This window comes from Nocardioides mangrovi (assembly GCF_020073815.1).
In the GTDB taxonomy this organism is placed as follows: domain Bacteria; phylum Actinomycetota; class Actinomycetes; order Propionibacteriales; family Nocardioidaceae; genus Nocardioides; species Nocardioides mangrovi.
Map to the genome: position 1 here is coordinate 44,379 of NZ_JAIQZJ010000012.1, position 13,863 is coordinate 58,241.

General features: G+C 72.0%; 15 protein-coding genes. 9 read left to right on the forward strand and 6 right to left on the reverse strand.

Annotated features, from left to right (window positions below; all coding sequences use genetic code 11):
* Nucleotides 1-125 precede the first annotated feature (125 nt).
* The 3 genes from dapD to K8U61_RS18120 are packed head-to-tail and all read right to left on the reverse strand — an operon-like array spanning nt 126 to nt 3,083.
* Nucleotides 126-1,088 (reverse strand): 2,3,4,5-tetrahydropyridine-2,6-dicarboxylate N-succinyltransferase, encoded by a 963-nt coding sequence (gene dapD, locus K8U61_RS18110; RefSeq protein WP_224124456.1) that lies wholly within the window; start codon nt 1,086-1,088, stop codon nt 126-128.
* Between the two features lie 33 nt (nt 1,089-1,121).
* The gene (locus K8U61_RS18115; RefSeq protein ID WP_224124457.1) at nt 1,122-1,598 is read right to left on the reverse strand and encodes a DinB family protein; all 477 of its coding nucleotides are present in this window, start codon (nt 1,596-1,598) and stop codon (nt 1,122-1,124) included.
* A 12-nt stretch (nt 1,599-1,610) separates the two neighbouring features.
* Nucleotides 1,611-3,083 (reverse strand): DolP-mannose mannosyltransferase, encoded by a 1,473-nt coding sequence (locus tag K8U61_RS18120; protein ID WP_224124458.1) that lies wholly within the window; start codon nt 3,081-3,083, stop codon nt 1,611-1,613.
* A 441-nt stretch (nt 3,084-3,524) separates the two neighbouring features.
* Between K8U61_RS18120 and ileS the strand changes: the two genes are divergently transcribed.
* Together ileS and K8U61_RS18130 are read left to right on the forward strand one after the other, a co-directional pair.
* Complete coding sequence (gene ileS, locus K8U61_RS18125) at nt 3,525-6,728, forward strand: isoleucine--tRNA ligase (RefSeq protein WP_224124459.1); 3,204 nt, start codon at nt 3,525-3,527, stop codon at nt 6,726-6,728.
* A 168-nt stretch (nt 6,729-6,896) separates the two neighbouring features.
* The gene (locus K8U61_RS18130) at nt 6,897-7,100 is read left to right on the forward strand and encodes a cold-shock protein (RefSeq protein ID WP_224124460.1); all 204 of its coding nucleotides are present in this window, start codon (nt 6,897-6,899) and stop codon (nt 7,098-7,100) included.
* Between the two features lie 57 nt (nt 7,101-7,157).
* Here K8U61_RS18130 and K8U61_RS18135 read toward each other — a convergent pair whose 3' ends face one another.
* Nucleotides 7,158-8,006: an LLM class F420-dependent oxidoreductase gene (locus K8U61_RS18135; protein WP_224124461.1), complete on the reverse strand. Its 849-nt coding sequence runs from the start codon at nt 8,004-8,006 to the stop codon at nt 7,158-7,160.
* A 58-nt stretch (nt 8,007-8,064) separates the two neighbouring features.
* Here K8U61_RS18135 and K8U61_RS18140 point away from each other — a divergent pair, with 58 nt between their 5' ends.
* From K8U61_RS18140 to K8U61_RS18165, 6 genes are read left to right on the forward strand one after another with little or no spacing between them, the layout of a single operon-like run.
* Nucleotides 8,065-8,526 carry an SRPBCC domain-containing protein gene (locus K8U61_RS18140; RefSeq protein ID WP_224124462.1) on the forward strand — a complete coding sequence of 154 codons (462 nt, stop codon included), beginning with the start codon at nt 8,065-8,067 and terminating at the stop codon, nt 8,524-8,526.
* Between the two features lie 9 nt (nt 8,527-8,535).
* Nucleotides 8,536-9,603 carry a succinyl-diaminopimelate desuccinylase gene (dapE, locus tag K8U61_RS18145; protein WP_224124463.1) on the forward strand — a complete coding sequence of 356 codons (1,068 nt, stop codon included), beginning with the start codon at nt 8,536-8,538 and terminating at the stop codon, nt 9,601-9,603.
* Nucleotides 9,600-10,334, forward strand: a complete 735-nt coding sequence (locus K8U61_RS18150) for an LOG family protein (RefSeq protein WP_224124464.1) — start codon at nt 9,600-9,602, stop codon at nt 10,332-10,334. Before dapE ends, K8U61_RS18150 begins: the two co-directional genes overlap by 4 nt.
* Nucleotides 10,331-10,624 carry a DivIVA domain-containing protein gene (locus K8U61_RS18155; RefSeq protein WP_224124465.1) on the forward strand — a complete coding sequence of 98 codons (294 nt, stop codon included), beginning with the start codon at nt 10,331-10,333 and terminating at the stop codon, nt 10,622-10,624. The genes K8U61_RS18150 and K8U61_RS18155 overlap by 4 nt, the downstream gene beginning before the upstream one ends.
* Before the next feature lie 15 nt (nt 10,625-10,639).
* Nucleotides 10,640-11,065, forward strand: a complete 426-nt coding sequence (locus K8U61_RS18160) for a hypothetical protein (RefSeq protein WP_224124466.1) — start codon at nt 10,640-10,642, stop codon at nt 11,063-11,065.
* Between the two features lie 50 nt (nt 11,066-11,115).
* Entirely contained in the window at nt 11,116-11,874 is a 759-nt protein-coding gene (locus K8U61_RS18165) for a M14 family zinc carboxypeptidase (RefSeq protein ID WP_224124467.1), read from the forward strand.
* A 58-nt stretch (nt 11,875-11,932) separates the two neighbouring features.
* Here the strand turns inward: K8U61_RS18165 and K8U61_RS18170 are convergent, their stop codons facing one another.
* Together K8U61_RS18170 and K8U61_RS18175 are read right to left on the reverse strand one after the other, a co-directional pair.
* Nucleotides 11,933-12,727: an enoyl-CoA hydratase/isomerase family protein gene (locus tag K8U61_RS18170; RefSeq protein WP_224124468.1), complete on the reverse strand. Its 795-nt coding sequence runs from the start codon at nt 12,725-12,727 to the stop codon at nt 11,933-11,935.
* A gap of 22 nt (nt 12,728-12,749) precedes the next feature.
* Nucleotides 12,750-13,526 carry a PaaX family transcriptional regulator gene (locus tag K8U61_RS18175; RefSeq protein WP_224124469.1) on the reverse strand — a complete coding sequence of 259 codons (777 nt, stop codon included), beginning with the start codon at nt 13,524-13,526 and terminating at the stop codon, nt 12,750-12,752.
* Nucleotides 13,527-13,686: 160 nt separating this feature from the next.
* Between K8U61_RS18175 and K8U61_RS18180 the strand changes: the two genes are divergently transcribed.
* Complete coding sequence (locus tag K8U61_RS18180; RefSeq protein WP_082574674.1) at nt 13,687-13,854, forward strand: DUF3117 domain-containing protein; 168 nt, start codon at nt 13,687-13,689, stop codon at nt 13,852-13,854.
* Nucleotides 13,855-13,863 lie beyond the last annotated feature (9 nt).

Here is a 13,863-nt window from a genome sequence, read left to right on the forward strand (position 1 = left end):
GGACGCACGACCACGGTAGGAACGCGGGAGGTCCCGGGGGAGAGGGGCGGACGGATCATGAGGATCTGCTGGGCAGATCCACAGGGGGCTGACAGGAGAGGGCCGGGCGGCCCGTCAGTGGCTCGTCAGTTGGCGTGCAGCGCGGCGTTGAGCTCGACGCCCTCGCTCTTCCACGGGACGGCCTCGATCGCGCCCGTGACCGAGTTGCGACGGAAGAGCACGTTGCTGGTGCCGGAGAGCTCGAGCGCCTTGACCACCGTGGGCTTCCCGTCCAGGTCGGTCACGGTGACCTTGGTGCCGGCGGTGATGTAGCAGCCCGCCTCGACCACGCAGTCGTCGCCGAGCGAGATGCCGAGACCGGCGTTGGCGCCGAGCAGGCACCGCTCGCCGATCGAGATCACCTGCTTGCCGCCACCCGAGAGCGTGCCCATGATCGACGCGCCCCCGCCGACGTCCGAGCCCTCGCCGACGACGACCCCGGCGGAGATCCGGCCCTCGACCATGCTGTTGCCGAGAGTGCCGGCGTTGTAGTTGACGAAGCCCTCGTGCATGACCGTGGTGCCGGCGGCGAGGTGGGCGCCGAGGCGGACCCGGTCGGCGTCGGCGATCCGCACGCCGGCGGGCATGACGTAGTCGACCATCCGCGGGAACTTGTCGACGCCGAAGACGGTGAGGTGCCGCCCGTTGGCGCGCAGCCGCGCGCGGGTCAGCTCGAAGCCCTCGACCGCGCAGGGACCGGCGCTGGTCCACACGACGTTGGTGAGCAGCCCGAAGATGCCCTCGAGGCTGACCGAGTGCGGGGCGACCAGCCGCGTGGACAGGAGGTGGAGGCGCAGCCAGACGTCCTCGGTGCTGGTGGGCGCGGCCTGGAGGTCGGCGACCTCGACGAGCAGCACGTCGCGGGTGACCTGGCGGTCGGTGTCGGTGCCCTGCAGCGCGCTCAGCTCGGGAGCGGGTACGGCGTCGGCCGGCTTCTCGCCCAGCGCCGGGTCCGGGAACCACACGTCGAGGACGGTCCCGGCGCTGTCGATGGTGGCGAGGCCGAAGCCCCAGGCAGTCGAGGGGGCAGTCGTCGGGATGTCAGTCACGGGAGGTCAGTCTAGGGATCTTCGGGCGGGTGCTCAGTCCCCGGTCCGCCCGTCGATGCACTCGCGCAGCAGGTCGGCGTGGCCGCAGTGCCGCGCGTACTCCTCGATGAGGTGGACCACGACCTCGCGCATCTCGAGGTCGCCGTCGTCGTGCTGCCCGAGGTGGTCCATCGGGTGGTCGGCCTGGAACCGTCGCGCGTGCTCGACCTCGGCGTGCCAGGCCGCCCACGCCTCGGCCACGACCGCGTCGTCGGCGACCGCGCCGTCGAAGTCGGCGTCGCGGTGCTCGTCCTTGCCCCACATCTTCGGCAGGGTCAGGTCGCGCTCCATCACCCGGCGCCACCAGGAGTACTCCACCGCGGCCAGGTGCCGGACCAGGCCGAGCAGCGACATCGACGACGGGGGCACGGACCGCTGCGCCATCTGCTCGGCGTCCAGGTCGGCGCACTTGCGCTCGAAGACGCCCCGGAAGTGGTCGAGGTACTCCTGCAGGACGGCTGCTTCGCTCATGGGAGCACCCGATCAGGCGGGTGCGTCCCGTGCAACTCGATTGGCCCCGCGGACCGCCTGGGCCTCGGCGCGGCCGGCGGACCGGAGGATCCACCAGCTCCAGTCGGGGCCGCGCCCGGCGTACCGGTAGTCCGGGTCGAGCTCGGGCCGGGCCCACGACGGCAGCCCGGTGGCGGGTGCCGCGATCAGGGTCGGTCGCTCGGCGGCCACGTCGGCGGCGTAGCCGGTCACCCCGGAGGGCAGCGTGTGGTCGAGGTAGTCGCGCATGCCGGCGTCGAAGAGCTGGTACGCCGAGGGGTTGCGCCGGTCGGCGAGGGCGAGCACCTCGGGGGCGTCCAGGGAGAGCACCGTCGCGTCCGGGGGCACCGCGGCGAGCACGTCGGCGACGTCGGCGCGCTCGGGGTCGAGCCCGTCGTTGCGACCGTGCACGGACTCCGCGCCGGCGAGCAGCGCGCACGCGGCCGTGGCCGCCCCGACCACCGCCAGGGCGGAGCGGGGCCGCAGCCGGTCCGCGAGCGCGGTCACCCCGCCGGCGGCGCCGACGGCGGCGAAGGGCAGCAGCACGAAGAGGTCGGGCGGGCCGTTGACGGCGTACACCGTCCACGCGGTGCCGGCGAGGGCGCCTGCGCCGAGCACGGCGAGCGCGCGGTCGCGACGTACGGCGGCGAGCACGAGCAGCGCGACGAGGCCGGCGGCGGCCAGCCAGAGGGAGAGGTGGTAGCCGCGCCACAGGAACGCCCAGGTGCCGTGGGGGTCGCTGATCGCGGACGGCTGGCTGGTGTCGAGGTTGGTGACCAGGAAGCCGTCGACGGCGTCGCCGAGGTCGCCCCGCACCGCGAAGAGCGCGGCCGTCACCGCGGTCGGGATCACGCCGCCGAGGAGGTACGCCGCGGCCGCGCGGGCGCGGCGTGGCCCGGTTGCGATCGCGACCGCCGCCGCCACGACGGCGACCGCCAGCACCGGCTGCCAGGCGAGCGTCGCGAGCGCCGTCGCGGCGCCGGCCAGCAGCCACCGGCGGCGCAGCAGGGCGAGCAGCGCCAGCAGCAGGAAGAGGACCATGGTCGTCTTCTCGCGTGGCCCGTCCGAGGCGAGCGCGAGGAACTCCTCGAAGCTCAGGAAGACCGCGCCCGCCACGAGCCCCGCGACCCGCGAGGTCAGCACCGTGCGGGCCAGCACCACGACGAGCGCGCAGCAGGCGGCCGCGATCACCAGCAGGAGCAGCCGCGCCGCCAGCACCGGGTCGAGGCCGATGTGGCGCCCGGCCCAGATCGCGACGCCCGGCACCAGGTCGCCGAGCGGCCCGACCGAGTTGAAGATCCCGGCGTACGGCGGCACCCCGTCGGCGACCTGGATCCCGCCGTAGGTGAAGACGCCGAGGTCGTGGTTGAGCCGGCCGTCGAAGCCGTGCGCGGCGTACACACCGAGCGCGACGGCACCCATCAGCACCGGGTCGAGGCGCCCTCCCGGGCCGGACTCCTCCCTCACACCGAAATTCTGGCTCGCCGGTCCTAGCGGGCGGGTTTCCCCGGCTGCCCGGGGAAACCCGCCCGACACGCCGGGACGGACCGGCGCGTCGGGCGGGTTCTGGCCGACCACCCCCCAGCGGTGGGGCGGAGGTGAGTGGTGGGACGGCCTGCGGCCCTGCTCAGGGAGGAGCGCCGGTCCTAGCGGAACCGATTGGCGGGCGGGTCGTCGGGCGCCGTACGCTTGCCGCACAGGCGTCTGAGCCGTCATCAGCGGTGAGCCTCCGGAAGAACGGACTGACTCTTAATCAGCGGGTTTGGGGTTCGTCTCAGTAGAACCGGACGGGTAGGCCCGTCACAGCCGTGAACGAGCGGTCCGTCGTCCGGCGGGCAAGCGAGGTGGTACCGCGGCAGATGTCGTCCTCGTGGTGAGAAGACCGAGACACCACAGGAGATGCCGACGATGAGCTACCCGAAGAACGACTCCGCTGGTGGGTCGCGGGGCAGCGTGCCCTCGAGCCCCCGCTTCCCGGAGGTCGAGGAGCGCATCCTGGAGTTCTGGAAGCAGGACGACACCTTCCAGGCGAGCGTCGACCAGCGCGACCCGGGCGAGAACGGCAGCAACGAGTTCGTCTTCTACGACGGCCCGCCCTTCGCCAACGGCCTGCCGCACTACGGCCACCTGCTGACCGGCTACGTCAAGGACCTCATCCCGCGCTACCAGACGATGCGCGGCAAGCGCGTCGAGCGCCGCTTCGGCTGGGACACCCACGGCCTCCCGGCCGAGCTCGAGGCGATGCGCCTCAACGGCATCAAGACCACCGACGAGATCCTCGAGCTGGGCATCGAGAAGTTCAACGAGGCCTGCCGGGCGTCGGTGATGAAGTACACCGGCGAGTGGCGCGAGTACGTCACCCGCCAGGCGCGCTGGGTCGACTTCGACAACGACTACCGCACCATGAACCCCGACTACATGGAGTCGGTGATCTGGGCGTTCAAGCAGCTCCACGACAAGGGGCTGATCTACGAGGGCTTCCGCGTCCTGCCCTACTGCTGGAACGACGAGACCCCGCTGTCCAACCACGAGCTGCGGATGGACGACGACGTCTACCAGAACCGCCAGGACCCCGCCGTCACGGTCGGGTACGACGTCACCACGGATGGCCCGTTCCAGGGCGTCAAGCTGCTCGTCTGGACGACCACCCCGTGGACCCTGCCGAGCAACCTCGCGGTGATGGTCGGCGAGGACATCGACTACGTCGTCGTCGACGTCGAGCACGACGGCGGCGTGAGCCACCGCTACCTGCTCGCCGAGGCGCGGCTGGCGTCGTACGCCCGCGAGCTGGGCGACGACCCGGAGGTGACCTGGAAGGGCAAGGGCGCCGACCTCGTCGGCCTCGTCTACGACCCGCCGTTCACCTACTACCGCGGCCACGAGCGGGCCTTCCGCGTGGTGCCCGCCGAGTTCGTGACGACCACGGACGGCACGGGCCTCGTGCACACCGCCGGCGCCTTCGGTGAGGACGACAAGGTCGTCACCGACCGCGAGGGCATCGAGGCGGTCATGCCGGTCGGCAAGGACGGCCGGTTCACGTTCCCGGTCGCGGAGTACGAAGGCATGCAGGTCTTCGACGCCAACCCCCACATCATCGACGACCTCAAGGCGCACACCGGCGCCGTCACGCCCGGCACGGTGCTGCTGCGCCGCGAGACCTACGACCACAGCTACCCGCACTGCTGGCGCTGCCGCGAGCCCCTCATCTACAAGGGCGTCTCGTCGTGGTTCGTCGAGGTGACCGCCTTCAAGCAGCGGATGCTCGAGCTCAACCAGCAGATCAACTGGGTGCCCGACCACATCCAGGACGGCCAGTTCGGCAAGTGGCTCGCCAACGCGCGCGACTGGTCGATCACCCGCAACCGCTTCTGGGGCAGCCCGGTGCCGGTGTGGAAGAGCGACGACCCGGCGTACCCGCGTCTCGACGTCTACGGCTCCTTCGCCGAGCTCGAGCGCGACTTCGGCACGCTGCCGCGTGACAAGGACGGCAACCCGGACCTGCACCGGCCGTACGTCGACGAGCTGACCCGGCCGAACCCCGACGACCCGACCGGTCAGTCGACGATGCGCCGCGTCTCCGACGTCCTCGACGTGTGGTTCGACTCGGGCTCGATGTCCTTCGCCCAGGTGCACGTGCCCTTCGAGAACGCCGACTGGTTCGAGCACCACTTCCCGGCCGACTTCATCGTCGAGTACATCGGCCAGACCCGCGGCTGGTTCTACACGCTGCACATCCTGGCCACCGGCATCTTCGACAAGCCGGCGTTCGAGAACTGCATCAGCCACGGCATCGTGCTCGGCTCCGACGGCAACAAGATGTCGAAGTCGCTGCGCAACTACCCCGACGTGCGCGAGGTCTTCGACCGCGACGGCGCCGACGCGATGCGCTGGTTCCTCATGTCGTCGCCGATCCTGCGCGGCGGCAACCTGATCGTCACCGAGCAGGGCATCCGCGACTCGGTGCGCCAGGTGCTGATCCCGCTGTGGAACAGCTGGTACTTCTTCCAGCTCTACGCCAACGCCGCCAAGGGCGGGCAGGGGTACGACGCGAAGGCGTCGACGGAGTCGAGCGACCCGCTGGACCGCTACCTGCTGGCCAAGTGCCGCGACTTCGTGGGTGAGATGACCGAGGCGCTCGACGCGTACGCCGTGGCGGACGCGTGCGACGCGACCCGGTCCTTCCTCGACGTGCTGACCAACTGGTACATCCGGCGCTCGCGCGACCGCTTCTGGGGCGACAACCCGGCGGCCTTCGACACTCTCTACACGGTGCTCGAGACCGTCTGCCGGGCGACCGCGCCGCTGATGCCGCTCACCACCGAGGAGGTCTGGAAGGGCCTCACCGGCGAGCGGTCGGTGCACCTGGCCGACTGGCCGCTCGTCGACGAGCTGCCGGCCGACGACGCGCTGGTCGCCGCGATGGACACCGTCCGCGAGGTCTGCTCGGCCGCGTCCGCGCTGCGCAAGGCGCGCAACCTGCGCAACCGGCTGCCGCTCGGCTCGCTGACCGTGGTCGTCGCCGACCCGAAGGCGCTCGAGGGCTTCGAGGCGATCGTCCGCGACGAGGTCAACGTCAAGGAGGTCCGGCTGCTCTCGGTCGAGTCCGACGAGGCGGCGTCGTACGGCGTCGAGCAGAAGCTGACCGTCAACGCCCGCGCGGCCGGCCCGCGCCTGGGCAAGGACGTCCAGCTCGCCATCAAGGGCTCGAAGTCCGGCGACTGGTCCGTGGCCGAGGACGGCACCGTCACCGCGGGCGGGCTCGCGCTGGTCGAGGGGGAGTACACCCTCGAGACCGTCGCCGGCTCCGCCGACGGCGGTACGGCGACCGGCGTGCTGCGCAGCGGCGGCTTCGTCGTCCTCGACACCGACGTCACGCCCGAGCTCGCCGCCGAGGGCGTCGCCCGCGACCTCGTGCGCGCGGTCCAGCAGGCTCGCAAGGACGCCGGCCTCGAGGTCTCCGACCGGATCGCGCTGCGCATCGCCGGCTCCGCGGACGTGCAGGCGGCCGCCCGCACCCACGAGCAGCTGATCACCGCGGAGACGCTGGCGACGTCGTACGACGTGGTCGAGGGACCCGACGGTGAGCCGACGATCACCGTGACGAAGGCCTGAGGCGGTAGGCTGGGGGTGTTGGAGGGAGCCCTGCTCCCGGTCGCCCGCGCGGGTGACGCATCTCTTGCAGTTCTTGGTCTTCGGTTCAGCTGGACATCAGGCATCACATGGATGGCTCCGGCTGGCGGCGGGCACGGTGCCCGCGCCGTTGAGATCGAAGGAATGAACATGGCACAGGGAACCGTGAAGTGGTTCAACGCGGAGAAGGGCTTCGGCTTCATCGCCCAGGACGGCGGCGGTCCGGACGTCTTCGTGCACTACTCCGCCATCGCCGGCAACGGCTACAAGTCGCTCGACGAGAACCAGAAGGTCGAGTTCGAGGTCACGCAGGGCCCGAAGGGCCCGCAGGCCGAGACCGTGCGCGCCATCTGACGCACACCAGCTGATCGGTGCCCCGGACGCGACTGCGTCCGGGGCACCGTTGCGTTCTCAGCCGCCGAGGCCCAGGCGTCCGGCGAGGCGGTCGAGCGAGCCGAGGACCTCGTCCTCGGACTTGTCCGGGACGCCCCAGATCAGCTCGGTGGCGCCCTGCTCGGCCCAGGCCATCAGGTCCTCGGGGTTCGGGCGGAAGGCGATGAGGATCCGGATCTCGGGCGCGCCCGAGCGGCCGGCGTCGGCCCACGCCTTCTTCAGCGCGTCGATCTGGCCGGAGATGTCCTGCTGGGTCGGGGTGGTCATCCAGCCGTCGGCGTTGGCCGCGATCCACGCGAAGGTCTTCGGGCCGCCGCCGGCGCCGATGATCAGCGGGATGTGCGCGGCCGGCTTCGGGTAGGCCCAGGACGGCCCGAACGAGACGAACTCCCCGTCGTACGACGCCTCCTCCTGGGTCCACAGCGCGCGCATCGCCTCGACGTACTCCTTGAGCACGGTGCGGCGCTTGGCGGCGGGGACGTGGTGGTCGGAGAGCTCGTCGGTGTTCCAGCCGAAGCCGGCGCCGATCTCGACCCGGCCGCCGGAGAGGTGGTCGAGGGTGGCGATCTGCTTGGCCAGGGTGATCGGGTCGGACTCGACCGGCAGCGCGACCGCGGTCGACAGCTTGATCCGCGAGGTCGCCTGCGCGACGGTCGCGAGCGAGACCCACGGGTCGAGGGTGCGCAAGTAGCGGTCGTCGGGCAGCGTCTCGTCGCCGGTGCCGGGGTGCGCGGCGGTGCGCTTGACCGGGATGTGCGTGTGCTCGGGCACGTAGAACGTGTCGAAGCCGCGCTCCTCCGCGGCCGCGCCGAGGGTGGCCGGCCGGATGCCGCGGTCGGAGGTGAAGAGGACGAGTCCGTTGCGCATGGGCGCCAGACTAGAACGTGTTGCAGTTTCTGGACAGGTGTCTGCCTAGAGTTCGGGTGTGTACTCCACCACGGCCCGCCGCACCGTCGCCGCCGACCGGGCGGTCGTCTACGGCGCGTTGCTCGACCCGGCCGCGGTCGCTCGGTGGCGGGTGCCCGACGGGATGACCGGGGAGGTGCACGAGCTCGACGCCCGGGTCGGCGGCCGGATCCGGATGTCGCTGACGTACGACGACCCCGCGGCGGCGGGCAAGACGGGCGGCGCGACCGACACCTACGCCGGCGTCCTCGTCGCGCTGGTGCCGGGGGAGCGGGTGGTCGAGGAGGTGGCCTTCGAGGCCGACGACGCGGGTCTCGGTGGCACGATCACGATGACGACCACGCTGCGCGACGTCCCCGGCGGCACCGAGGTCGAGATCCGGATGGACGGCGTGCCGGACGCCGTACCGCCCGACCAGAACGAGCTCGGCACGAGGATGGCGCTGGACAAGCTGGCCCGGCTGGTTGGCTCCACTGATTGACTAGGCGCCGTGACCGCACAGCAGCTGGACCTCACGGCCGACGCGGCGACGCTGACCGAGCAGCTGGTCAACATCGAGTCGATCAGCCTGGCCGAGCTGGAGATCGCCGACGCGGTCGAGCACGCGCTGCGCGCACTGGGTCACCTCGAGGTCACCCGGATCGGCAACAACGTCGTCGCCCGCACCGATCTCGCCCGCGCCGAGCGGGTGGTGATCGCCGGCCACCTCGACACCGTGCCGCTCAACGACAACCTCCCGGCCCGGCGCGAGGGTGGGCTGCTGCACGGCCTCGGGACGTGCGACATGAAGGGCGGCGACGCGGTGATGCTGCGGATCGCCGCGACCGTGCCCGAGCCCAACCGCGACCTCACCTTCATCTTCTACGAGGCCGAGGAGATCGCCGCGGTCCACAACGGCCTCCGCAAGCTCGCCGAGAGCAACCCGGAGCTGCTCGCGGCCGACTTCGCGATCCTCATGGAGCCCTCCAACGCCGGCGTCGAGGCCGGCTGCCAGGGCACCCTCCGCGTCGAGGTGCGCACCCACGGCGAGCGCGCCCACAGCGCCCGCTCCTGGAAGGGCGTCAACGCCATCCACAAGGCGGGCGCGGTGCTCCGGCTCCTCGACGAGTACGTCCCGCGCAAGCCGGTCATCGACGGCCTGGAGTACCACGAGGGCCTCAACGCCGTCTTCGTCAGCGGCGGCGTCGCCGGCAACGTCGTCCCCGACGAGTGCGTCGTCGAGGTCAACTACCGCTTCGCCCCGGACCGCTCCGAGGCCGAGGCCGAGGCCTTCGCACGGGAGTTCTTCGCGGGGTACGACGTCACCGTCACCGACTCCGCGCCCGGCGCCCTGCCGGGCCTCGACCGTCCCGCCGCGCGGGCCTTCCTCGACGTCGTCGGCGGCCCGGCCGCGCCCAAGTTCGGGTGGACCGACGTCGCGCGCTTCACCGCCCTCGGCGTACCCGCCGTCAACTTCGGGCCCGGCGATCCGCTGCTGGCCCACAAGCAGGAGGAGCACGTGCCCGTGGTCGACATCGAACGTTGCGAGCAGGTCCTCACGACATGGCTCACCGCATGAGGTCGAAGTTCAAGGGCCCCATCCTCCAGCGCCGCAACCAGGTCGACCCCGGTACGACGGACCAGCGCCTGCTCGACTCGCGGGGGGAGGGCAACTGGGTCCACACCGACCCGTGGCGGGTCCTGCGGATGCAGGCCGAGCTGGTCGAGGGCTTCGGTGCGCTCGCGGAGCTCGGCCCCGCGATCGCGGTCTTCGGGTCCGCGCGCCTGGCGGCGGACAACCCCTGGCGCGCCGCGGCCGAGACCGTCGGCCGGCGCCTCGCCGAGGAGGGCTTCGCCGTCATCACCGGTGGTGGGCCCGGCGCCATGGAGAGCGCCAACAAGGGCGCCAGCGAGGCCGGCGGCGTCAGCGTGGGCCTCGGCATCGAGCTGCCGTGGGAGTCCGGCCTCAACGAGTGGGTCGACGTCGGCGTCAACTTCCGCTACTTCTTCGCGCGCAAGACCATGTTCGTGAAGTACGCCCAGGGCTTCGTCGTCTTCCCGGGCGGGGTCGGCACCCTCGACGAGCTCTTCGAGGCGCTGACACTCGTGCAGACCGAGAAGATCACCGACTTCCCGATCGTCCTGGTCGGCGCATCGTACTGGCGGGGCCTGCTCGACTGGATGCGCGGCACCCAGCTCGCCGCGGGCACGATCAGCGAGGTCGACCTCGACCGGCTCATCCTCACCGACGACGTCGAGGAGGCCGTCGCGCGGATGATCACCGCACGCGAGGAGGGCTCGCACCGATGATGTGGCTCTTCGCGGTCCTCATCGTGCTGATCCTCGGCGGCGTCGCCGTCCTGGCGGCCGGCCGGGGCACCCCGCTGGCCGAGGTGTACGACGACCGGCCCGACGCGACCGTGCCCGCCGACGGTCCGCTGAGCGCCGCCGACCTGCGCTCGGTGCGCTTCTCGCTGGCCTTCCGCGGCTACCGGATGTCGGAGGTCGACGCGCTCCTCGACCGACTCGCGCGTGAACGGGAGGAGACCGCCGCAGAGACGCCGGGTGAGCCGGTGCGTGGCGACGACCACTCGACGTAGGGCACACTGCCCTCCGTGTCGACCACGGTGATCGTCTCCGTCCTCACGGGCCTCGCGGCCGTGGTGGTGGTGCTGACCCGCCTCCGCCTGGGCGGGACGTCCGACGGCGCGGGCCGTCTCAGCACCGCCAAGTCCCTGGTCACCGTGCACACGGTCGCCGGTGTCGTGGCGCTCGTGACGTGGGTGGTCTTCCTCGTCGCCCCCGACGACAGCACGCTCGGCGGCAACGTGCTCGGGATCGTCTCGCTGGCGTTCTGGTGGGTCACCGTGGTCGCCGGACTGCTGATCCTGGTGCGCTGGCTGCCCTCGCACGGCAAGCACGCCTCCGACGGCCAGGAGGACACCTGGTCCGACGGCCCCGGCCTCTCGCTCCTCGGCCACGTCGGGATGCTGGTCGGCGTCATCGTCTTCACCTGGGCCTACCTCACCTCCGCCGTCTGAGCGGCCCGCCCCCGCGAGGACGGCCGGCGGATGTGGCAGGGTGACAGGCCATGCGCCTCGGGACCCTGCTGACCACCGCCCTCCTGTCCGCGACGCTGGCGACGAGCTCGCTGGTCGCGACCCCGTCGTACGCCGCCGCGGCGGGCAAGGAGCCACGCGCCTTCAAGGACAAGGTCGTCATCGGCCACTCGGTCCAGGGCCGGCCGATCACGGCCTGGCACCGGGGTGAGACCGGTGGCCCCAAGGTGCTGCTGATCGCGACCATGCACGGCAACGAGGGCGCGCCGCGCACGATCCTGCGGACGCTGCGAAGCGGGCGGCAGATCCACGGGATCAACCTGTGGGTGGTGCCGGTCTACAACCCCGACGGCTACGCCGCCCACACCCGCAAGAACGCCCACGGCGTCGACCTCAACCGCAACTTCTCCTACCACTGGGCCGACCTCGACGGCGGCTACGAGTCCGGTCCGCGCGCCGGCTCGGAGCCGGAGACCCGGGCGATGATGCGCTTCCTGCGCAAGATCCGGCCCGATCGGATCATCAGCTTCCACCAGCCGCTCAACGGCGTCGACACCGACACGAAGAACCAGCGCTTCTCCGTCCGCGTCGCCCGCGCGCTCCACCTGCAGCGCAAGGCCTTCACCTGCGGCGGCGTCTGCCACGGCACCATGACCGGCTGGTTCAACCACCACTTCCGCGGCTCCGCGCTGACGGCGGAGTACCCCGCCCACCCCGGCCGGCGCCGGATGGCCGTCATCGCCCCGCGTCAGGTGCTCTCGATCTGGGGTGCGACCCGCGGGAAGGGCTGAGAGCCGTGCGGGGAGCGGCTGCCAGCAGCCGTCACCCGCACCGCGAGCAGGCGTCCGTTCAGCGGCCGTTGAAGACCGGCTTCTCCTTGGCCACGAACGCCGCGACGGCCGCCTGGTGGTCGGCGGTCGAGCCGGTCTTCTGCATCATCGCGCTCTCGAGCTCGAGCGCCTCCTCGAAGGAGTGGCCGGCGGCGTACGCGACCGACTGGCGCATCGCGCCGAGCGCGACGGTCGGGCCGGCGGCGAGGCGCGCGGCGAGCGCGCCGACCTCCGCGGCCAGCTCGTCGGCCGGCACCACCCGGGTGGCGAGGCCGAGCGCCAGCGCGTCCTCGGCGCCGATCGTGCTGGGGAAGTAGAGGAGCTCCATGGCCTTGGCCCGGCCGACCAGCCGCTGGAGGGTGTAGCTGGCGCCGGTGTCGCAGGAGAGTGCGACGTTGGCGAAGGCCAGGTTGAAGCCGGCCGAGTCGGCCACGATCCGCAGGTCGCAGGCGAAGGCGAGGCTGGCGCCGGCGCCGGCCGCGACCCCGTTGACCGCGGCGATGACCGGCTTGGCCATCCCGGCGAGCGTCGTGACGATCGGGTTGTAGTGCTGGTCGACGGTGGTGAAGAGCGCCTCGCTGCCGCCGTTGTGGAGCAGCTCGACGTGCTCCTTCAGGTCCTGCCCGGTGCAGAACGCCTTGCCGGTGCCGGTCAGCACCACGCACCGCACCGCGTCGTCCTCGGCGACCTGCGCGAGGGTGTCGCGCAGGAGCTCCTTGGTGGCGATGTCGAGGCTGTTGTACGCCGCCGGACGGTTGAGGGTGATGGTGCCGACGCCGTCGGTGACGTCGAGCAGGACGGAGGGCTCGCTCATGCCCCGCAGTCTGACAGGTGGCTCAGTCGGCGAGGCACCGGGCGACGAACCGGTCGGTGCCCGGCTTGAGCGCCCGCGCCCGGTCGGCGAAGAGGTCCGCGGCCTCGTGCCCCGGCCAGTCGCGCGGCAGCAGCGGGTCGGGCAGCCCCGGGTCGGCGAAGAGGAACTTGCGCCACTCGTGGACCAGGTGGAAGCGGGCCGCGAAGGCCGCCTCGTCACCGTCGTCGTGGGCGCCGAGGTGGCGGCCGACCAGCCCGTCGGCCTCCCCGAGCCAGGCTTCGTACGACGTCCGCAGCTGGTCGAGGTCCCAGGCGCCGATCGGCTCGGGGTCGAACCGGTCCGCACGGGCGGTGCGCGCGGTCGCGCCGGCCCGCTCGAGCATCGAGCCCAGCTCGGCGCGCGGGAAGGGACTGACCCAGACGTTGTCGGTGAGCTCGGCGTAGCCGACGAAGGTCAGGTCCGCGCGCAGCCGGGTCCGCGCGGACCGGTCGGCCGGCGGCTCGATGAAGGCGAGGTGCCAGGTGCCGTCCCAGGCCGGGCGGTGTCGCTGGTAGACCCGGTCGCCGGTCTCGTCGAGGCGGCGGTTGGCGCGGTCGGTGGTGCGGTAGCCGCGGCCGCCGGCGAGCTGGACGGGCTCCAGCCAGCCCTGGGTGACCATCCGGGAGATGGCGGTGCGGACGGCCGGAGCGGCGATCCCGACCGGGTCGAGCAGGCGGACGACCGCGGCGACCGGCGCCTCGCTCCCGCGCGAGCGCAGGTGGTCGCCGTACACGTCGAACAACGCGGAGCGGGCCTGCATGACCCGAGTCTGCCAGCCGTCGCCGACCCCGGCCCGGAGTGTCCGATTCCGGCCTGTGCGCCCGGTCACCCGACCATAGGGGATAATGGTCGTCGCGAACGGTGCGGCGGGCTCGCTCGGAGGTCCGACCGCCCACTCACAGGCGAAGGAAGGTGCGCGCATGGCGGCGATGAAGCCGCGGACGGGCGACGGTCCGCTGGAGGTCACCAAGGAAGGTCGCGGCATCGTCATGCGCGTGCCGCTCGAAGGCGGTGGCCGCCTCGTCGTGGAGCTGAACGCCGAGGAGGCCGGCGCGCTGGGCGACGCCCTCAAGGACGTCGTCGGCTGAGGCCGGCCG

Excerpts from the sequence above, each read along its gene's own strand:
- K8U61_RS18180 (WP_082574674.1), top strand. The coding sequence starts at position 13,687 with ATGGCGGCGATGAAGCCGCGGACGGGCGACGGTCCGCTGGAGGTCACC.
- K8U61_RS18130 (WP_224124460.1), top strand. The coding sequence starts at position 6,897 with ATGGCACAGGGAACCGTGAAGTGGTTCAACGCGGAGAAGGGCTTCGGC.
- ileS (WP_224124459.1), top strand. The coding sequence starts at position 3,525 with ATGAGCTACCCGAAGAACGACTCCGCTGGTGGGTCGCGGGGCAGCGTG.
- K8U61_RS18115 (WP_224124457.1), bottom strand. The coding sequence starts at position 1,598 with ATGAGCGAAGCAGCCGTCCTGCAGGAGTACCTCGACCACTTCCGGGGC.
- K8U61_RS18170 (WP_224124468.1), bottom strand. The coding sequence starts at position 12,727 with ATGAGCGAGCCCTCCGTCCTGCTCGACGTCACCGACGGCGTCGGCACC.
- K8U61_RS18135 (WP_224124461.1), bottom strand. The coding sequence starts at position 8,006 with ATGCGCAACGGACTCGTCCTCTTCACCTCCGACCGCGGCATCCGGCCG.
- K8U61_RS18155 (WP_224124465.1), top strand. The coding sequence starts at position 10,331 with ATGATGTGGCTCTTCGCGGTCCTCATCGTGCTGATCCTCGGCGGCGTC.
- K8U61_RS18165 (WP_224124467.1), top strand. The coding sequence starts at position 11,116 with ATGCGCCTCGGGACCCTGCTGACCACCGCCCTCCTGTCCGCGACGCTG.
- K8U61_RS18175 (WP_224124469.1), bottom strand. The coding sequence starts at position 13,526 with ATGCAGGCCCGCTCCGCGTTGTTCGACGTGTACGGCGACCACCTGCGC.
- K8U61_RS18150 (WP_224124464.1), top strand. The coding sequence starts at position 9,600 with ATGAGGTCGAAGTTCAAGGGCCCCATCCTCCAGCGCCGCAACCAGGTC.